Annotated in this window: 19 protein-coding genes and 1 tRNA gene; 2 read left to right on the top strand and 18 right to left on the bottom strand. The window is 67.5% G+C overall.

All coding sequences use genetic code 11. The features are described from left to right. Positions 1-95: 95 nt before the first annotated feature. From G474_RS0113950 to G474_RS0113920, 6 genes are all read right to left on the bottom strand, one after another. A complete protein-coding gene (locus tag G474_RS0113950; protein WP_026687523.1) occupies positions 96-749 on the bottom strand; it encodes a response regulator transcription factor in 654 nt (217 codons plus the stop codon). Continuing rightward, on the bottom strand, positions 746-1,801 hold the full coding sequence (locus G474_RS22170) for a sensor histidine kinase (RefSeq protein ID WP_051282292.1): 1,056 nt from the start codon (positions 1,799-1,801) through the stop codon (positions 746-748). Before G474_RS22170 ends, G474_RS0113950 begins: the two co-directional genes overlap by 4 nt. Further along, positions 1,798-2,670 (bottom strand): NAD(P)-dependent oxidoreductase, encoded by an 873-nt coding sequence (locus G474_RS0113940; RefSeq protein ID WP_026687522.1) that lies wholly within the window; start codon positions 2,668-2,670, stop codon positions 1,798-1,800. The genes G474_RS22170 and G474_RS0113940 overlap by 4 nt, the downstream gene beginning before the upstream one ends. Next, positions 2,667-6,077, bottom strand: a complete 3,411-nt coding sequence (locus tag G474_RS22165) for a sensor domain-containing diguanylate cyclase (RefSeq protein ID WP_051282291.1) — start codon at positions 6,075-6,077, stop codon at positions 2,667-2,669. Before G474_RS22165 ends, G474_RS0113940 begins: the two co-directional genes overlap by 4 nt. A gap of 1 nt (position 6,078) precedes the next feature. Then, the gene (locus G474_RS0113930) at positions 6,079-6,951 is read right to left on the bottom strand and encodes an NAD(P)-dependent oxidoreductase (protein ID WP_026687521.1); all 873 of its coding nucleotides are present in this window, start codon (positions 6,949-6,951) and stop codon (positions 6,079-6,081) included. A 111-nt stretch (positions 6,952-7,062) separates the two neighbouring features. Next, positions 7,063-7,986 (bottom strand): sodium-dependent bicarbonate transport family permease, encoded by a 924-nt coding sequence (locus G474_RS0113920; RefSeq protein ID WP_026687520.1) that lies wholly within the window; start codon positions 7,984-7,986, stop codon positions 7,063-7,065. Positions 7,987-8,101: 115 nt separating this feature from the next. On the opposite strand from G474_RS0113920, the gene G474_RS0113915 reads away from it, so the two are divergent. After that, positions 8,102-9,043, top strand: coding sequence for a LysR family transcriptional regulator (locus G474_RS0113915; protein ID WP_026687519.1), 942 nt, complete (start codon positions 8,102-8,104; stop codon positions 9,041-9,043). Between the two features lie 19 nt (positions 9,044-9,062). Here the strand turns inward: G474_RS0113915 and G474_RS0113910 are convergent, their stop codons facing one another. The 12 genes from G474_RS0113910 to queA all read right to left on the bottom strand — a co-directional run bounded on the left by G474_RS0113910 (position 9,063) and on the right by queA (position 18,903). After that, positions 9,063-9,392 (bottom strand): hypothetical protein, encoded by a 330-nt coding sequence (locus G474_RS0113910; protein WP_026687518.1) that lies wholly within the window; start codon positions 9,390-9,392, stop codon positions 9,063-9,065. Positions 9,393-9,399: 7 nt separating this feature from the next. Next, positions 9,400-9,936, bottom strand: a complete 537-nt coding sequence (locus G474_RS0113905; protein WP_026687517.1) for a flavodoxin — start codon at positions 9,934-9,936, stop codon at positions 9,400-9,402. A gap of 3 nt (positions 9,937-9,939) precedes the next feature. Next, positions 9,940-10,209, bottom strand: a complete 270-nt coding sequence (locus tag G474_RS0113900; RefSeq protein ID WP_026687516.1) for a nitrogen fixation protein NifZ — start codon at positions 10,207-10,209, stop codon at positions 9,940-9,942. A gap of 2 nt (positions 10,210-10,211) precedes the next feature. Next, positions 10,212-10,541 carry a (2Fe-2S) ferredoxin domain-containing protein gene (locus G474_RS0113895; protein WP_026687515.1) on the bottom strand — a complete coding sequence of 110 codons (330 nt, stop codon included), beginning with the start codon at positions 10,539-10,541 and terminating at the stop codon, positions 10,212-10,214. Between the two features lie 153 nt (positions 10,542-10,694). After that, positions 10,695-11,393 (bottom strand): cytochrome b/b6 domain-containing protein, encoded by a 699-nt coding sequence (locus tag G474_RS0113890; protein ID WP_026687514.1) that lies wholly within the window; start codon positions 11,391-11,393, stop codon positions 10,695-10,697. A 107-nt stretch (positions 11,394-11,500) separates the two neighbouring features. Further along, positions 11,501-12,979 carry an inorganic phosphate transporter gene (locus G474_RS0113885; RefSeq protein ID WP_026687513.1) on the bottom strand — a complete coding sequence of 493 codons (1,479 nt, stop codon included), beginning with the start codon at positions 12,977-12,979 and terminating at the stop codon, positions 11,501-11,503. Between the two features lie 97 nt (positions 12,980-13,076). Further along, the gene (secF, locus tag G474_RS0113880; RefSeq protein ID WP_026687512.1) at positions 13,077-14,045 is read right to left on the bottom strand and encodes a protein translocase subunit SecF; all 969 of its coding nucleotides are present in this window, start codon (positions 14,043-14,045) and stop codon (positions 13,077-13,079) included. A gap of 11 nt (positions 14,046-14,056) precedes the next feature. Then, positions 14,057-15,925 carry a protein translocase subunit SecD gene (gene secD / locus G474_RS0113875; protein WP_026687511.1) on the bottom strand — a complete coding sequence of 623 codons (1,869 nt, stop codon included), beginning with the start codon at positions 15,923-15,925 and terminating at the stop codon, positions 14,057-14,059. A 101-nt stretch (positions 15,926-16,026) separates the two neighbouring features. Beyond that, positions 16,027-16,356: a preprotein translocase subunit YajC gene (gene yajC, locus G474_RS0113870; RefSeq protein ID WP_026687510.1), complete on the bottom strand. Its 330-nt coding sequence runs from the start codon at positions 16,354-16,356 to the stop codon at positions 16,027-16,029. Positions 16,357-16,408: 52 nt separating this feature from the next. Continuing rightward, positions 16,409-17,521, bottom strand: a complete 1,113-nt coding sequence (gene tgt / locus G474_RS0113865) for a tRNA guanosine(34) transglycosylase Tgt (protein ID WP_026687509.1) — start codon at positions 17,519-17,521, stop codon at positions 16,409-16,411. Positions 17,522-17,546: 25 nt separating this feature from the next. Continuing rightward, positions 17,547-17,846, bottom strand: a complete 300-nt coding sequence (locus G474_RS0113860; protein WP_026687508.1) for a monooxygenase — start codon at positions 17,844-17,846, stop codon at positions 17,547-17,549. A 1-nt stretch (position 17,847) separates the two neighbouring features. After that, a complete protein-coding gene (gene queA, locus G474_RS0113855; RefSeq protein WP_026687507.1) occupies positions 17,848-18,903 on the bottom strand; it encodes a tRNA preQ1(34) S-adenosylmethionine ribosyltransferase-isomerase QueA in 1,056 nt (351 codons plus the stop codon). Positions 18,904-18,954: 51 nt separating this feature from the next. Here queA and G474_RS0113850 point away from each other — a divergent pair. After that, positions 18,955-19,039 (top strand) — tRNA-Leu (locus tag G474_RS0113850). Positions 19,040-19,216 lie beyond the last annotated feature (177 nt).

Below are 19,216 nucleotides of genomic sequence, written 5' to 3'. Positions count from 1 at the left end.
GCGGACTATGACTTTAGACAGGGAAAGCCTAACGAAAAACCAGGGGATGGCCTATCAGGAAAACCCTGATGGACGCCGAGAGCCAGCAGGAAAACTCAGGGATAGCTGGAAATGCCGTTGAACAGGGCGAAGCGCACCAGCCCCACCAGGTCCTGGACCCCCAGGCGCTGCATCAGCTGGGCCCGGTAGGTTTCCACGGTCTTGGGACTGATGCCCAGCTGCCGCGCCACCTCCTTGGTGTTCAGGCCGTCGGCCAGCAGCTTCAACACCTCCAGCTGGCGCGGCGTGAGCTCCGCCAGCCCCAGGGCGGCAGCCCGGACGGCGGGGCTGGGCTCGGGCAGAACCGTCGGCGCCGGCACGGCCGGGGGCCACCAGAGCTGCCCCTGGAGCACCTGGCGGATGGCCAGCTCCAGCTCTTCCGGCGCGGCATTCTTCAACACGTAACCGACAGCCCCCTGGCGCAGACAGCGCTGCACATGGGCCTCGCTGGCATGCATGGAGAGCATCAGCACCCGGGGCCGGGGAGGCTCCAGATCCTGCAGGTCCTCCAGAACCTGCAGGCCCGAGCGCCCCGGCATGGCCAGATCCAGCAGCAGCACATCGGGACGCAGGCTGCGGCACAGGGGCAGAACCTGATCCCCGTCATCGGCTTCCCCGAGCACCCGGAAATCCGCCACCTCCTCGAGCAGGGCGATGATGCCAGCCCGCACCAGCTTGTGGTCATCCGCCAGGACGATGCCCCAGCTCATGTCAGCGTCGCTCCGACCGGAAACACCACCCGCACCTGGGTCCCCAGGCCCGGATCGCTGCGCAGGCCCAGCTCGCCCCCCAGGGCCGCCACCCGCTCCCGGATGCCGCGCAAGCCCAGCCCGCCCGGGAATCCCGGCCCATCGCGCCGGAAATCAGCCAGGTCGAAACCTCGGCCATCATCCTCGATCACCACGTGCAGGCGGTCGGCGCTGCGAAACAGCAGCACCACCCCATGGCTGGCCCCCGCATGGCGGCGGATGTTGCACAGACTCTCCTGGACCACCCGGAAGCAGGCCAGCTCCAGCTCCGGGCTCAGGCGCTCATCCCCCAGGTTCTCGGTCAGGCTCACCTGCAGCCCGCCCTGCCCTGCCTCCCCCTGGTAGCTCCCCAGCAGCCAGCGCACCGCCGCTGCCAGTCCCAGATCGTCCAGCACGGCTGGGTGCAGGCGCCGGGCCAGGCCGCGTACCTGGTCCACCAGGGCATCCACCATGTCCATGGCCTGGCCCAGGGCGGGCTCGCCCGGCCCTTGGGCCTGCCGCCGCAGGCTGGCCAGCTTGAACTTGAGGGCGGTGAGCCCCTGCCCCAGCTCGTCATGGAGCTCCCGGGACAGGGCAGCCCGCTCGGTTTCCTGGACCTGCAGCAGCTCCTGGCTGAGCCGGCGCACGGCTTCCAGGGCCTGGTGTTCGCCGCTGAGGTCGGTACAGAGGGTGGCCACGGCAAAAATCCGCTCCTCCGGGTCGCGCAGGGGAATCTTGCGGGAGCGGAACAGGCGGCGCTGCCCGGAGCGGGCCCCCAGGGTTTCCTCCAGGTCCACGGGCCGGGCCGCCTGGGTCACCCGCAGCTCGTTATCCCGGTGGGCGCGGGCCTGATCCGCCGGCATGAACTCCTCCCGCCGCCGGCCTTCCATGTCCCCGGCCTGGAGCCCATAAATCTCCAGCATCCGGCCGTTGGCCAGCAGGCAGCGCCCCTCCTGGTCCAGCACGTAGGCCGGACCGGCATAGCCCTGGAGCAGCGCCCGCAGTTGCGGCGACAGGCCGGTGCCGGTCTTCATCCGGCGCTGCCCAGTTCCAGCACCCGCAGCAGGGAAGCCGTATCTTCCCGGCCCCAGCCCTGCCCCATCAGGGCGTTCAGCTGCTGTCCCACCTGGGCGGCCAGGGGCAGGGGCACCCCCAGTTGAAAGGCTTCCCGCAGCAGGATGCCGAAGTCCTTGTGGTGCAGCCGGGCTTCGATACCGGCGGCGAACTCCCGCTGCACCATGCGGGCCCCCATGACGTCCAGCACCCGGCTGCCCGCCGACCCTCCGGCCAGGGCCTGGCTGACCCGGGCCGGATCGGCGCCGGCGGCAGCGGCCAGATGCAGGGCCTCGGCCACCGCCTCGATGGCCGACACCATGATCATCTGGTTGCAGGCCTTGGCCACCTGGCCGGCGCCGCTCTCGCCCACATGGACGATGCGCTGGCCCAGACAGCCGAGCAGGGGCCGCACCCGCTCCAGGGTGGATGCGGCGCCGCCGACCATGATCGCCAGGGTGGCCGCCTCGGCCCCCTGGGCGCCGCCGGAAACCGGGGCATCGAGAAAGTCAGCCCCCTGCTCCCGGTAGGAGGCGGCCAGCAGCCGGGCCGAGCCGGGGCTGATGGTGCTCATGTCCACGTGCACGCCGCCGGGGCGGATGCCGGCCAGCAGGCCCTCGGCGCCGCGCACCAGTTCCGCCACGTCGGCATCGGCGGTGACCATGGTGAACACCACCTCCACCGAGGCCGCCAGGGCCCGGGGCGTTTCCGCCACCTGCAGGGGCAGGTCGGCCAGGGGCGCCAGGGATTCCCGGCGCCGGGCCCAGACCTGCAGTTCGTGCCCCGCCGCCACCAGATGCCGGGCCATGGGCAAGCCCATCACCCCCAGACCGATGAATCCCACCTTCATTGCTGTTCCTCTCCACTGTTGCGATGCCGGGCCACGCCACGGCGCCCGCCTTCCTTGACACGATACATGGCCTGATCCGCCAGCTCCACCAGCGCCCCTCCGTCCGGGTCGTCATCGGGGAAGACCGCGTAGCCGATGCTGCAGGAGACCCGGACCATTTCCCCGCCGCCCAGGTCCACCGGACCTTCCGCCGCTTCCAGCAGCTTCGCGGCAATGGCCTCCACCTGCTCCGGGGACTGGAGGTTCTGCAGCAGGCCCATGAATTCATCCCCGGCGATCCGGGCCAGGGTGTCGTCCTCGCGCACGCAGGCGGCCATGCGCCGGGCCACCCCCTGGAGCACCAGGTCCCCGGCCCTATGTCCATGGCTGTCGTTGATCGCCTTGAAATGGTCCAGGTCCAGGAACAGCACGCCGAGCCGGGTCCCCAGGCGCCGGGCCCGGGCTAGCCCGGACTGGAGCCGGTCCTGGAACAGCAGGCGGTTGGGCAGGCCGGTCAAGGGGTCGTAGTTGGCCGCCCGCCACATGCTTTCTTCCCGCCGCTTGTGCTCGGTGATGTCCATGTAGATGCCCACGTAACGCTCCACCTGGCCCCCCTGGCTGCGGATGGCGGTGATGGAGAGCCACTGGGGCACCACTTCGCCGGTGCGGCGCCGGTTCCATACCTCCCCTTCCCAGTTGCCTTCCTGGCGCAGCCGTTGCCACAGGCCGGCATAGAAATCCGGCTTCTGGTGGCCGGAATTCATGACTCCGCCCACCGGACGCCCGACGATTTCCTGCATCTCGTAACCGCACAGGATGCAGAAAGCCGGGTTGGCCTGGATGATGAAGCCCTCCCCGTCCGTCACCACGATGGGCTGGGTGGTGCAATTGACCACGGCTTCGGCCAGCTGGCTGTTGAGCTGGGCCACCTTGGCGCCGGTGATGTCGGCAAAGGTGGTCACCACCCCGTGCGGAACCCGTTCCCCCTCCACCAGCAGGGGCCGGGCATTGACGGTGAGCCAGACCCGCTCCCCGTCGGCCCGGCGCACCCCCATCACCATGCGGTCCACGGCCTGGCCGCTGTGCAGGGCCAGCATGGCCGGATGTTCGTTGCCCGGCAGGGGCTCCCCGTTTTCCCTGACGGTCTGCCAGCGGGGATCCACGGATTCCAGCCCCAGCATCTGCTCCCGGCTCAGCCCCAGCTGGTCGCAGGCGGCGTCGTTGCAGAAGGTGATGCGGCCCCGGGCGTCCTGGACCACCACCCCCTCGGCCATGGCCGTCACCAGGGAACGGTAGCGGGCCTCGCTTTCCGCCATGGCCTCCTCGCCCCGCTTGCGGGCGGTGATGTCCTGGGTCGTGCCCAGCATGCTCTGGGGCTTGCCAGCCTCGTCCCACTGGAGCACCCCCCGTTCCTGGACGATGCGCTCGCTGCCGTCGGGCCGCAGCACCCGGTGCTCCACCAGGTAGGGGGTGCGCTGCTCCAGGCTGCTGCTCAGGGCCGCCTGGACCCGCTCCCGGTCCTCCGGGTGGATGCGCCCGAGGAAGGTTTCGTAGCTGGGCTCCAGCTCCCCCTGGCGCAGGCCGAAGATGCGGTAGGTTTCGCTGGACCACCAGAGCTCGCCGCTCACCACATTCCATTCCCAGCTGCCCATCTGCGCCACGGCCTGGGCCTCGGCCAGGCGCTGGCGCTCCCGCGCCAGGGCCAGTTCCGTGGCCTTGCGTTCGCTGATGTCCGTGTGGGTGCCCATGAAGCGGCAGGGCAGCCCCTGCTCGTCCCACTCCACCGCCTGCCCCCGGGAAAGTATCCAGCGCCAGCCCCCGTCCCGGGTGCGCAGGCGGAACTCCGCCTCGAAATAGGGCAGCTCCCCGGCCAGGAAGGCCTTCTGGCTGGCTTCCACCCGGCCCCGGTCATCGGGATGCAGGAGCTGCAGCCAGGCCCCCCAGGTATCCGGCAGTTCCTCGGGGCCATAGCCGAGCATGGCCCTCCAGCGCGGCGAATACCAGGCCGTGTGGGCCCGGGCATGCACATCCCAGACCCCGTCCCGGGAGGCAGTGACCGCCCATTGCCAGCGCTTTTCCGCCTGACGCAGGGATTCCGCCAGACGGCGGGAGTCGCTCACGTCCACCACCACCCCCGTCAGGCGCAGGGGCGGACCTTCACTTTCCTGGGCCCGGTAGCCCCGCACGAACAGGATCTTCTCCCCCTGGCTGGCCGGGGCAAGGATGCGGAACTCCACTTCGAAGGGCTCTCCCTCATCCTGGCAGCGGGCCAGGCCATGCCGCACCCGGGCCCGGTCATCGGGATGGACGCAGGCGAGGAAACCCTCCAGATCCGGGGGCGGCGCCGCGGCGGGAAAACCGAACACCTCGTAGGCCGAGGCCGACCACTGGCTGCTGCCATTCGTCAGGTCATATTCCCAGCTGCCGAACCTGGCCAGGGCCAGGGTGGTTTCCAGGCGTTCCCGTTCCTGGCGCAACTGGCGCTCGGAGCGTTCCTTCTGGCCCACGTAGCGCAGGAAACCGGTGAGCGACACCAGCACCAGCAGGCTCAGGGAGCCCCCCAGGTACCACCAGTAGCGGCTTTCGGCGGCAATGGCCGCACGGCTGCCTTCCAGGGACAGGGAAACCCCGGCCAGCAACTCCAGCTCCGGCAGAGGTACGTAGGCAATCATGCGCTCCTTGTGGTCCAGGGTGCTGGGGCGCAGGTGGGCCCGGAACGGCGGCGCCACATAGGGCCGCACGGTCTCCGGCAGACGGGTGCCCAGGTAGGCATCCACCTGGGGATAGCGGCTGACCACGGTCAGATCCGGCTTCAACAGGGTGAGCACGTGGTCGGGCCCCAGCTCCAGCTCCTTCCCGACCTGGGCCAGCACCCGGGGCGGCACCGACAGCACCAGCACCCCGGCAAACCGGCCCCGGGCATCCTGGATGCGGCGCGACACCTGCACTGTCCACTGCTGGGACACCCGCCCCAGGAGCGGCGCCCCGATGTAGAGCCGGTCTTCCCCCTGCCCCAGGTGCGCCCGGAAGTGGGGGCGGTCCGCCAGATTCACCGGCTGGGCCGGTTGCCCCAGGTTGGAGTAACGCAGCATTCCGTCAGGCCCGATGACGGCGATCTGCACCGCCAGTTCGGCCAGGGGCCCCCGGCGCAACAGGGCCACCGTGCGGGCAAAATCCGCCATATCGTCCCCGGCCACCTGCTCCCGCAGGAGCAGCATGGCGGTGTCCAGTTCCCGCAACTGGCCCCGCACCACCTCCCCATAAATCCGGGCCATGCTCTCGGCCCGCTGGCCCAGGGCTGCTTCCCGGGTTGCCCGGATCTGCTGCTGCTCGAAGGCCACCAGGAGCCAGATCGCCACCAGGGCCAGGGCCGCCATCAGGCCCGCCAGTTGGCGCAGCCGGTTCAGCCAGGGTCTGCTGCCGCTCATCTCAGGAACCGGACAGCTGTTCCAGGAGCTTGATCACGGCCACCGAATCCTCCTCCCCCAGGCCACTGCCGCTCATGGCATTGAACATCTGCGCCGTGGCCGCCGCCCCGGGCAGGGCCAGCCCCAGGCTGAAAGCCGTTTCCATGACGATGTTCATGTCCTTCTGATGCATCCAGGCCTTGAAGCCCGGCTGGAAATCCCGGTCCAACATGCGCTGCCCGTGATTTTCGAGAATCTTCGAATAGGCAAAGCCGCCGAGCAGGGCCTCCCGCACCCTGGCCGGATCGACCCCGGCACAGCGGGCAAAGTTGAAGGCCTCGGCCACCGCCAGCACCCCCATGCCGGTGACCACCTGGTTGGCGGCCTTGGCCACCTGACCCGCGCCGCTCTCGCCCACATGCACCACGTTGCGGCCCAGATAGAGCAGGGCCGGCAGGGCCCGGGCAAAGCCGGCTTCACTGCCACCCACCATGATGGACAGGGTGCCGGCCACGGCGCCAGCCTCACCGCCGGATACCGGCGCATCGAGGAAATCCACACCCCGGGCCGCCAGCTCTAGCCCCAGGCGCCGGGCCGCCGCCGGGGCAATGGTGCTCATGTCCACGGCCACCAGGCCGGAGGCTGCGCCCTGGGCCACCCCCTGGTCGCCGAGCATGATCTGGCGCACATCGGGGGCATCGGCCACCATGGAAATCACCAGCTCCACCCGGGCCGCTAGATCCGCCGGACTAGCCGCCACCTGGGCTCCCGCCTCGGTCAGGGGCAGGGCAGATTCAGGCCGCCGGGTCCAGACCGTGAGCGCGTGGCCCCCCTTGAGCAGATTGAGGGCCATGGGCCGGCCCATGATGCCCAGACCGATAAAACCGATTTTCAAGACAGACTCTCCCGCCAGGTAGTGCAGCCAAAATTGTAACAGTGCCGCACAGGCGCCCGGAGAACAAGCCTCCCCCGGCCAACTGGCAGGCCGGGAGCCCCCGGCGGCGCCTCACAGGGCCCCGGCCAACCAGATGTAGAGGGGAATCCCCAGAAGCAGGTTGAAGGGGAAGACGATGGCCAGGGCCGCCGTGACCCCCAGGGCCGGATTGGCCTCGGGCACGGCCAGGCGCATGGCCGTCGGCGCGGCAATGTAGGAGGCGCTGGAGGCCAGCACCATGAGCAGCACGCTGCCCCCCAGGGAGAGATCCAGGAACCTAGCCAGGGCCAGACCGGCCAGGGCCAGCAGGGGCGGCAGCACCAGCCCGCAGCCCAGCAGGAAGCGGCCACTCTTCTTCAGTTCCGGCAGCTGGCTGGCGGCCACCAGCCCCATTTCCAGCAGGAACAGGCAAAGGGCCCCCTTGAACAGATCCACGAACAGGGGCGCCAGGGGCGCCGCCCCCTGGGGCCCGGCAGCCCAGCCGATGGCAATGCCCCCCAGGAGCAGGAGCACGCTCTTGTTGGCCAGCACCTCGTGCAGCAGCCGGCCCCAGTCCGGCTTTTCCGCGCCGCCCAGACGAGCCAGCAGGGTGGCGACAATCAGGGCAGGGGCCTCCATCAGGGCCGCCAGTAGCACCAAGTGTCCTTCAAACTCGACGCCCCGCTGGTGCAGGACGGCGCTGGCCACGGCGAAGGTGACGATGCTCACCGAGCCGAAATGGGCCGCCAGGGAGGCCGCATCGGGCCGGGAAAAACGCCAGCGGAACAAGGGAAACACCAGCAGGGGGATCAGCGCCCCCAGCAGGATGGCCCCCAGGGCATCGCGCCACAGGGCCGGATGGGAAGAAGCGGCGATCTCCACGCCCCCTTTCAGGCCGATGGCCAGGAGCAGGTAGATGGACAGGGTCTCGTACAGGGGCGCGGGCAGGCGCAGGCCGCTGCGGCACAGATGGGCCAGGGCGCCCAGGGCGAAAAAGAAGGGGACGGCATCGGGCATGGAACTCTCCAGGGTGGCCCGGGGGCCACGGTTTGATCTACGGGCGCCATTTTCCCCTTTCCAAACCATCTATAAAAATAGTAAATTTTTCACACACCCATAGACATAAACCTATATGCGCATCACCCTGCACCAGCTCCGCCTGCTCCTTGCCGTGGCCCGGGAAGGGGGCATCTCCCGGGCCGCCCAGCGTCTGCACCTGGCCCAGCCCACCCTGTCGGCCCAGCTGCGCCAGCTGGCGGACCAGGTGGGACTGCCCCTGTACGAAGTGATAGGCCGGCAGCTACACCTGACCCCGGCCGGAGAGGCCCTGGCAGGCTCGGCCGCCCGGCTGGAACGGGAGCTGGATGAACTGGAGGAACTGCTGGCGGAACTGCGCGGCGATACGGGCGGACGCCTGCGGCTGGCGGTGGTGAGCACGGCGGAGACCTTCATTCCGCGGCTACTGGGGGACTTCCGCCGGGCCCGTCCGGCAATCCAGGTGTCCCTGGCGGTACTGAACCGCCAGGCGGTGGTGGAACGGCTGGCCGACAACCGGGACGACCTCTACATCATGAGCAAGCCGCCCGCCGACCAGGCCCTGGCCCAGCACCGCTTCCTGCGCAATCCCCTGGTGGTGATCGCCCCCGCCGACCACCCCCTGGCCCGGCGCCCCCGGGTGCAGGCCGCCGAGCTGGCAGCGGAGGAATTCGTGCTGCGGGAAGCCGGCTCCGGCACCCGCCAGGCGGCAGAGGCCTTTTTCGCGGCCCAGGGTCTGGCCCTGCAGCCCCGCCTGGAACTGGGCAGCAACGAGGCGGTGAAACAGGCGGTGGCGGGGGGACTGGGCATCTCGGTCCTGTCGGCCCACGCCCTGGGCGCCCAAACGGACGAACTGGCGGTGCTGGCCGTGGACAACACGCCCATCCCCACCTTCTGGCAGGTGGTCTACCCGGCCGGCAAACGCCTCACCCCCCTGGCCCAATCCTTCCTGGGCTTCCTGGAAGGCCGCGCCGCCCAGATCGAACAGGCAGCCGAAGCACGCCTGCAACTGGCCCGGGCCTGGGCCCGGGCTTCCTAACAAGCGCTGCACGGCCTGCCTAGGCCACTGTCTCCGGCAGGGGAGCGAAGTGGATTTCCAGGGCTTCCAGCATCTGCTGCCGGCTCAGGCCCTCGTGGATTTCGACCGCCGGGGGCAGGCCGTCCTGGGCGGGATATTCCAGGTGCAGGCCGAAATGCCGGGCTTCCTGGCCATGGACATGGATGTAGGCCTGCAACCCGGGTTGTTCCGGGTGGCACAGGGTCAGGGCCCGGGGGCCATCCTTCTGCTCCAGCAGGGCGAAGGCGCCGGGGCCCAGGCGCTCATGCAGGGCCAGCAACAGCTGTTTCAGGGGATTGATCTTGGGCAGGGCCCAAAGGTTGATGCTCACGGCCGCCTCAGCCTTGCGGCAGCAGGGGCTCCAGGGCGGCCAGCCAGGCATCGATCCGGGCTTCGGTCTGCAGTCCCTGGTTGTGCTGATCCAGGGCCAGGCCCCGGAAATGGCCCTCATGCACCGCCCGGGAGGCGGCAAAGCTGTACTCCGTGGCCGGCCAGCTGCCCACCAGGGTCGCCCCCAGGGCGCTGAAGGCCTGGTACAGATCCTCCAGGGCATCCACGAAGTTGTCCGGGTACTTGAGCTGATCTCCCAGCCCGTACAGGGCCACCTGGCGCCCCCGGAAATCCAGGCCGGCCAGGCGGGGCAGGAATTCCTCCCAACTGTCGGCGCTGAGCCCCGTGGAACGTCCGGGCAGCATCCCGTCCCCCAGGGTGGGCGTACCCAGGATCAGGAAGTCGTGCTGGAGCAGGTCTCCGGGCTCGGCCCTGGCCACGTTGACCGGGGGCGCGGCCCGGGAACCCAGCTTGCGGGCCATCTGCTTGGCCAGCAGGCGGGTACGGCCGGTATCGGTGCCGAAGTAGATGCCGATGCCGGCCATGGCTCAGGCCGCCGCCAGGGCTTCGTCCTGGGTCAGCTCCTCGGGCAGGCAGCCCACCGGCCCGCCCAGGATGCCCCCTTCGCCCTCGAAGCGGACCAGGAAGATTTCCTGGTCCTCGTCGGCTTCCAGGAAGCCGATGTTGACCACCACCCCCCGACAGCCCTCCTGCACCAGCAGGGCATCTTCGGCCACGTCGGGAACGCCGCCGTCGTTGTAGAGGGATTCCCGGGCATAGACCACGTCGCCGATGTTGAAGTATCTGGCTTCGCCCATGATCAGCTCCAGACTTCGGCGGGCGCCAGCAGGCGCTCCACGGGCTGGTCGAACATCAGGTCCTCGTCGATCAGGGTGGCCACGTCCTCGGGCTTGACCCCGGTGTACATGGTGCCTTCCGGATAGACGATCACCGTCGGCCCCATGTGGCAGGGACCCAGACAGCCGGTGTTGGTGAGCAGGTAACCGGACGCCCAGAGGTTGCGCTTCTGGAATTCGTCGGAAAAGGTCTGGTACACCGCGTTGCAGCCCCGCTCCTGGCAGGAACCCCGGGGATGGCCGGGAGGGCGGCCCTGGACGCAGACCAGAACGTGTTTTTTCGGCTTGGGCATGTTTTCTCCTTGTTGGCACACTCGCCTGCCTCTACAGCAAACAGGATGCCAGGAGAAAACCACATTCAAATCAACAAGATGAAGATATTCACCCTTGTCGCTTTTGCAACAATCCCGGGCTTGGGCAGCCCGGGAGTTCAGGGACGCAGCCTCTTACCAGGCTGGGGTTTCCACGGCGGCGGGAGGGGGCGGCGGCGCCGGGACCCAGCTGCCCAGGGCACCCCACATGGACAGGGCCGCCAGGGCCAGGGCCAGGATCAGGGCCAGGGGGCCGCCGCCCCGGGCCGATTCCCCCCGCCCCTGCTCCACTTCCTTGCGACCGGTGAGCATGGGGCGCAGCAGGTTGTCCTTCTTCACATGGGTGTAGAACAGGACGGCCCCCACGTGGAGCAGCGCCAGGAGCATCAGCAGGTTGGCGAGCAGATGGTGCAGGCCGGTCAGGCGGCCGGACAGATCGCTGTCGATCAGGTTGTAGAGGGGACCCCGGAAAGCGATGTCGTCATTGGCAAACAGCCCCAGCACCGCCTGCAGGCCCACCACCCCCAGCAGGGCAAATACCGACAGGGCCCCCAGGGGATTGTGCCCCAGGCCGTGCCACTGGCCTTTCAGGTAAGCGCCGATGGCGGCGGGGCGAGGAAAGAAATAACCGAAACGGGCATAGGTGGAACCCACGAAACCCCAGACCAGGCGGAACACGATCAGGCCCACCACGAAGATGCCGATGCGGCCGTGCCACTCGATGGCATTCCCCCCCACCTTGCCGCTCACGAACAGGGCCACCATGGCGGCCACCAGCAGCCAGTGGAACAGACGGGTGGGCAGATCCCACAACTTGATGCTCTGCATGCTCATTCTCCTAAATCCTGCCGCGCCAGACGGTACGGCGCGGCAACAGGGCGCCAGCATACCCGCAAGTCATGCCGGCGGAGGCAGGCAGCAAAACCCGGTAACAAACTGGCTCAGGAAGCCACCAGCAGCCGGGAAGCGGCCCAGTAGATGCCCGCCGCCAGCCCCATGGAAATGGGCAGGGTCAGCACCCAGGCCAGCAGGATGTTGTGCACGGTGCTGCCTTGGAGCCCGCTGCGGTTGGCCACCATGGTCCCGGCTACCCCGGAAGACAGCACGTGGGTGGTGGACACGGGCAGGCTGAAGATGTTGGCCATGCCGATGGCCATGGCCGCCGTGACCTGGGCGCTCATGCCCTGGGCGTAGGTCATGCCCTGCTTGCCGATCTTCTCCCCCACGGTCAGCACCACGCGCCGCCAGCCGATCATGGTGCCCACGCCCAGGGCCAGGGCGATGGCGAGAATGACCCAGAAGGGCGCGTATTCAGTGGTGGCCGTGATGTCCTTGCGCAGTTTCAGCAGATCGCGCTTTTCCGCCGCCGGCAGGGTATCGAGCTTGCTCACCTTGCGCGCCGTGTCGTCCAGGCAGAGCAGGTAACGGCGCACATCCACCCGGGCCCGGGGCTCCAGGTCCTCATAGCGATGCACCTGTTCCAGGCTGCGCAGCAGGGCCGCGATGGTCAGTTCCGTCTGGGTGGGATCGCAGCGGAAGCGGGCCGGCAGATCCGTGCCATTGGATTTGCCCAGGGCCAGGTACTCGGCCAGGGTGTCGGCGTTGCGCCCGTAGAACTCCTGCAGGTGCAGGGCCGCATCCCGGGTCCGGCTGATCTCGTAGGCGGTGCTGTTGAGGTTGAGCACGAACTGGGTGGGGACGATCCCGATCAGCACCAGCATGATCAGGCCTATCCCCTTCTGCCCGTCATTGGAGCCGTGCACGAAGCTCACCGCCATGGCGGAAACCACCAGCACCATGCGGTTCCAGAACGGCGGATGCTTCTTGCCCACCCCCTGCTTGCGCAGGTCCGGAGTCACATGCATGGACGAGGCGGGACGCCACCATTTCAGGGCCAGGAGCAGCAGGGCCGCCACCAGGAAGCCCGCCATCGGCGAAAGCACCAGGGAAATGGCGATGTCGATGGCCTTCTGCCAGTTGATCCCCTCGGCCACCGAAGTCTCGGTGATCAGGGCATTGGCCAGCCCCACCCCGAGAATGGAGCCGATCAGGGTATGGGAACTGGAAGCGGGAATGCCGAAGTACCAGGTGCCCAGATTCCAGGCGATGGCCGCCGCCAGCAGGGAAAACACCATGGCCAGTCCGCGCCCGGTATCCACGTCGATCAGGAGTTCCACCGGCAGCAGATGCACGATGGCGTAGGCCACCCCGACCCCGCCCAGCAGCACCCCCAGAAAATTGAAGACGCCGGAACAGAATACGGCCAGGTAGGGAGGCATGGCCTTGGTATAGATGACCGTGGCCACCGCGTTGGCGGTGTCGTGGAAGCCGTTGATGAACTCGAAGGCCAGCACGAACAGCACCGCCGTGATCAGGCTGAACAACACCCAGCCGTTCAGGGAATTGATGAACTCAAACATCAAGGACTCTCTGCTCGCGTCCCCTGGGCCAGGGGCCATGCTGGACGCGCGCTAAACATTGCAACGGGCGGGGCGGCCGGGGCCGCCCCAGCCGGGATCAGACGCAGGCACCGTCCTCGGTGACATTGGGGTCCTTGGCCTTGGGCGGCTTGACGAACTGCTCCCGGGAGACCCCCAGCCACATCACCAGGGGCGAAGCCACCAGCACCGAAGAGTAGATGCCGAAGCAGATGCCGATGGTGAGCGCCATGGAGAAGTAATGCAGGGTCTCGCCCCCGAACAGCAGCATGGAGAGCACCATGATCTGGGTGGAGCCGTGGGTGATCACGGTGCGGGAAATGGTGCTGGTGATGGCGTGGTCCAGGACCTGGGGCGTGTTCATGCCGCGCACCTTCTTGAAGGTTTCCCGGACCCGGTCGAAAACCACCACCGACTCATTAACCGAGTAACCCAGCACGGCCAGCACCGCCGCCAGCACGGACAGGGAAAACTCCCACTGGAAGAAGGCGAAGAAGCCCAGGATGATGATCACGTCGTGGAGGTTGGCGATGATGGCGGAAACCGAGAAGCGCCACTCGAAACGGAAGGCCAGATAAACCATGATGCCGACGATCACCAGCATCAGGGCCATGGCGCCGTTCTCGGCCAGCTCCTTGCCCACCTGGGGACCGACGAACTCCACCCGGCGCAGCTGGGCCCCCGGGGCCTCAGCCTCCAGGGCCGCCATCACCTGTTCGCCCTGGCGGGCCGTGCCCTGTTCGGCCGCAGCCTGGCCCTCGCTGTTCTTCAGGGGCATGCGGATCAGCACATCCCGGGAAGAACCGAAGTTCTGCACGGCGAAGTCGGAATAACCGGCCTTGCCCAGGGCGGCACGGACCTTTTCCAGGTCGGCGGTCTGCTCGTACTGCACTTCCACCAGGGTGCCGCCGGTGAATTCCACCGACAGATGCAGGCCCCGGGTGGCCAGGAAGAACACGGCCAGCAGGAAGGTGACCAGCGAGATGATGTTGAACACCAGCGCATGGCGCATGAAGGGAATGTCTTTTTTGATGCGGAACAGTTCCATGATGCTTTCCCTTACTTGGTCGTATCGGCTTCGGGTTTCCAGACCTGGCCGATGGAGACCTTGGTCAGTTTCTTCTGGCGCCCGTAAATCAGGTTCACCAGGGAGCGGGAGATCACCACCGCCGAGAAGATGGAGGTGAGGATGCCCAGGCAGTGCACCACGGCAAAGCCGCGCACGGGGCCGGAGCCGAAGATCAGCAGGGCCAGGCCGGCAATCAGGGTGGTGATGTTGGAGTCCAGGATGGTATCGAAGGCCCGCTCATAGCCGGCCGTGATCGCCGCCTGGGGCGGCATGCCGTTGCGCAGCTCTTCCCGCACCCGCTCGTTGATCAGCACGTTGGCGTCGATGGCCATGCCCAGGGTGAGGGCAATGGCGGCGATGCCGGGCAGGGTCAGAGTGGCCTGGAGCAGGGACAGCAGGGCCACCAGCAGGAGCAGGTTGGAAGCCAGGGCGACCACCGAAACCATGCCGAACACCTGGTAGTAGATGATCATGAACACGGCAATGGCGACGAAGCCCCAGAGGGTGGAATCGAAGCCCCGCTTGATGCTCTCCGCCCCCAGGGAGGGGCCGATGGTGCGTTCCTCGATGATCTCCATGGGCGCCGCCAGGGAACCGGCACGCAGCAGCAGGGCCGTGTCGTTGGCTTCGCTCGTGGTCATGCGGCCGGAAATCTGCACCCGGCCGCCGCCGATCTCGGTGCGGATCACCGGGGCCGTCACCACCTCACCCTTGCCCTTCTCGATCAGCAGGATGGCCATGCGCTTGCCCACGTTGTCCCGGGTCACATCCCGGAAGATGCGGGCACCGGCGGAGTCCAGGGTCAGATGCACGGCGGGCTCATTGTTCTGGCTGTCGAAACCGGCCTGGGCATCGGTAAGGCGCTCACCAGTCAGGACCACCTGCTTCTTCACCAGAACCGGCGCGCCGCCCCGCTCGTTGTAGAGCTCGGTGCCGAAGGGCACCTGGCCGGCCAGGGCCCCTTCCAGGGCGCCCGGGGTCTCGTCCACCATACGGATTTCCAGGGTGGCGGTGCGGCCCAGGATGTCCTTGGCCTTGGCCGTGTCCTGGACACCGGGCAGCTGCACCACGATCCGGTCCGCCCCTTGCTGGGCGATCACCGGCTCGGCCACTCCCAGTTCGTTGATCCGGTTATGCAGGGTGTTGATGTTCTGCTTGATCGCGTATTCGCGCAGCTTCACCAGGGATTCGGGCTTCAGGGTCGCCACCAGGCGCAGGTTGTCGCCGCTGCCTTGCTCCACCAGGTTGAGCTCGGCCAGGTCCTTGTCGATGACGATCCGGGCCTGATCCCGGGTTTGCCCATCGCGGAAGTTGATGAGGATGCGCTCCCCGTCCCGGTTGATGCCCGCATGACGCAGGTTCTTGTCGCGCAGCAGGGTACGCAGGTCGGCGCCGATGGAATCCAGGCGCTTTTGCTGGGCCCCGGGCATGTCCACCTGCAGCAGGAAGTGCACCCCGCCGCGCAGGTCCAGGCCCAGGTACATGGGCAGGGCGCCCATGTCGGTGAGCCACTTGGGCGAAGCGGTGAGCAGATTCAGGGCCACCACGTAATCGGCATTGGCCGGATCGGGATTGAAGGCCTTCTCCAGGGCATCCTTGGCCTTCAGCTGGGTGTCCGTATCCTTCAGGCGCACCTTGATGCCGTTGGACTCCACGAAAATCCCGTCCGGAGCCACCTGGGCTTCCTGCAGGATGGCCTCGACGCGGGGCAGGACGCCGGCATCCACCTTGAGGGTGGCCCGGTTGGAGGAAACCTGCACGGCCGGCGCCTCGCCAAAGAAGTTGGGCAGGGTATAGACGAAACCGATCAACAGGGCCACGGCCACCGTGATGTATTTCCAGAGGGGATAGCGATTCATGGGAAACCTGGGAAGAAGATCCAGAAACGACAAAACGGGAAAAGGGGATGGGGCCTGCGCCACCATCCCCTGGAGGGATTCCCGTGCTTAGGTTCGGAGCATCAGAGGGCGGACTTCAGGGTGCCCTTGGGCAGCACGATCATGACGGCGGTACGCTGCACCAGCATTTCCGTGCCTTCGGCGACTTCGACACTGATGTAGGCCTCGCCCACCTTGGTGACACGGCCGGCCACGCCGCCCTGGGTCACCACTTCGTCGCCCTTCTGCAGGCCTTCGACCAGGGCCTTGTGCTCCTTGGCGCGCTTCATCTGGGGACGGATCATCAGGAACCAGATGACCACGAACATCAGGATCAGGGGCAGGAACTGCATGAAGCCGGGTTGCTGGGCGGCGGCGGCAGCCGCGTCCTGGGCGTGGGCAATGCTAATCATGGATGGGTACTCCTAAACGAAATTTCTTGAAGGCCGGGATTCTAACACCCCTTCACAGCACGCCTCGTTGACGGTCCTTGCGGAATTTACTGACGAAGGTGGCAAAGCCATCGGCCTCGATGGCGGTGCGCATCTCCGCCATCAGATTCTGGTAGTAACGCAGGTTGTGCACGGTGTTGAGCATGGAGCCCAGGATTTCCCCGGCCCGGAACAGGTGGTGCAGATAGGCCCGACTGAAGTTGCGGCAGGCATAGCAGTCGCAGCTTTCATCCAGGGGGCGGGTGTCCTGCTTGTAGGTGGCGTTCTTGATCTTCACGTCGCCGTAGCGGGTGAACAGGTGGCCGTTCCTGGCGTTGCGGGTGGGCATGACGCAGTCGAACATGTCGATGCCCTCGCCCACCGCATGGACCAGATCCTCCGGCGTGCCCACCCCCATCAGGTAACGGGGCTTGTGGATGGGCAGGCGCGGCGCCGTGTGGGCCAGGATGCGCGCCATGTCCTCCTTGGGCTCGCCCACCGACAGGCCGCCGATGGCCATGCCGTCGAAATCGATGTCGTTGAGCCCGGCCAGGGATTCATCCCGCAGGGCCTCGTGCATGCCCCCCTGAACGATGCCGAACAGGGCATTCAGATTGCCCAGGCGCTCGTGCTGGTCCTTGGAGCGGCGGGCCCAGCGCAGGGACAGGCGCATGGACTTGGCCGCCTGATCCAGGGTGGCCGGATAGGGCGTGCATTCGTCAAAGATCATGACGATGTCGGAGTTCAGGGCGTGCTGGATGTCCATGGAGCCCTCGGGGGTCAGGAACAGCTTGGCCCCATCCACGGGGGAGGAGAACTTCACCCCCTCCTCGGTGATCTTGCGCATGGCCCCCAGGGAGAACACCTGGAAACCGCCGGAGTCCGTGAGGATGGGCTTGTCCCAGCCCATGAAGCCGTGCAGGCCGCCGAACTGGCGGATCACCTCCAGCCCCGGCCGCAGCCAGAGGTGGAAGGTGTTGCCCAGGCAGATCTGGGCGCCGATGTCCTGGAGCATTGCGGGAGTCATGGCCTTGACCGTGCCATAGGTGCCCACCGGCATGAACACGGGGGTCTGCACCACGCCGTGGGCCAGGGTCAGGGTGCCGCGCCGGGCGGCGCCATCGGTTTTCAGGAGTTCGAATTGCATGGGGCAGGCAGGCCTCGGGGGTTGATCACAGGGGCGCCCGGTCGATGCGACTCAGGGCTTCATTGACGGCAAAGCTCCGGGCCCGGATGCCGCTCACGCCGAAGGCCTGGAGCCGAGCCGTATGTTTGGCGATGTAGGCATCGGCGCTGGCCGGGTCGGCAAACAGGTAGACGCCGCCCGCCTCGCCGGTTTCCGGATTTTCGGTCCAGATCTTCCAGAGCAGGCCGGGCTCCGCGGCAATGCTTTGGGCTAGGTCCGCCATGGCGGCGCTCATCTCGGCTCCGAAGGGTCCACTGAAGGGAAAGTCGAACTGTACCAGGCGCATCTCAGGTCTCCGGTGGGTCCTGCCGCTCCAGCAGCATCGCGTCCCCATAACTGAAGAAGCGGTAGCGCTGCGCCACCGCGTGGGCGTAAGCCGCCCGGATCGGCTCCATGCCGGCGAAGGCGGAGACCAGCATCAAGAGGGTGGAGCGCGGCAGGTGAAAATTGGTGATGAGCCGGTCCACCACCTGGAAGCGGTAACCGGGAGTGATGAAGATGTCCGTTTCCCCGGCCCCGGCCCGGACCAGACCCTGGCCGCAGGCGGCGGATTCCAGGGTGCGCATGGACGTGGTACCCACCGCCACCACCCGCCCGCCCCGGGCCCGGGTCTGGCGGATCGCCTCGGCCGTGGCCTCGGGCACTTGGTAGCACTCGGCGTGCATCCGGTGTTCGTCGATGCGCTCCACCCGCACCGGCTGGTAGGTGCCCGCCCCCACGTGCAGGGTCAGATGGGCGGTGCCCACCCCCAGGGAGGCCAGCCGGGCCAGCATCGCCTCATCGAAATGCAGCCCCGCCGTGGGTGCCGCCACGGCCCCCGGATGGCGGGCATAGACGGTCTGGTAGCGGGCTTCGTCCTCGGCCTCGGGCAGGTGGGTGATGTAGGGCGGCAGGGGCAGGCGGCCATGGCTTTCCGCCAGGCTCCACAGGTCCCCCTCCCCTTCCAGCTCCAGCTGGAAGAAGCTCTCCTCGCGGCCACTCACCCGCAGGACAAAGGCGTCATCGGCCAGCAGCAGGCGACTGCCCGGCTTGGGCGACTTGCTGGCCCGCACCTGGGCCAGGGCGTGGCGGGCGTCGATGATGCGCTCCAGCATCACCTCCACCTGCCCCCCGGTTTCCTTGCGGCCGAACAGGCGGGCCTTGATCACCCGGGTATCGTTGAATACCAGCAGGTCACCGGGCGCCAGGAGACCGGGCAGGTCGGCAAAAACCCGGTCCGTGCGCTGGCCGCCAGCCACGTGCAGCAGGCGGCTGGCCGTGCGCTCCCGGGCCGGATGCTGAGCGATCAGCGCCTCGGGCAGGTCAAAATCAAAATCGTCTACAGTCAGTGTCGAGGTAGCCAAGGGTAGCTTGTAGCCCGGAGATGATTCAGGGATAATCCGCCCTCTTCCCGTGCCGGGATGGCGGAATCGGTAGACGCAGCGGATTCAAAATCCGCCGCCGCAAGGTGTGAGGGTTCGAGTCCCTCTCCCGGCACCAATCAGGGTCATATCCCTCTCCCCAGGCCTTCATCGGGGAAAGCCGCGCATTGTCGCAGGATTCCCCCCGGGCTTCCAGCCTTCCAGCATCCCTTCCCCGCCTGACACCGGCAAGCCCGGGATGGCCGCCGTGCCGACATTCCGCTAGGATGCGCATCCTTTCCATGACAAAAGGATA

This window comes from Azovibrio restrictus DSM 23866 (genome assembly GCF_000429665.1).
Taxonomy (GTDB): Bacteria; Pseudomonadota; Gammaproteobacteria; order Burkholderiales; family Rhodocyclaceae; genus Azovibrio; species Azovibrio restrictus.
The sequence above is the reverse complement of the archived record's forward strand: the minus strand, read 5'-3'. Positions and strand labels throughout refer to the sequence as shown.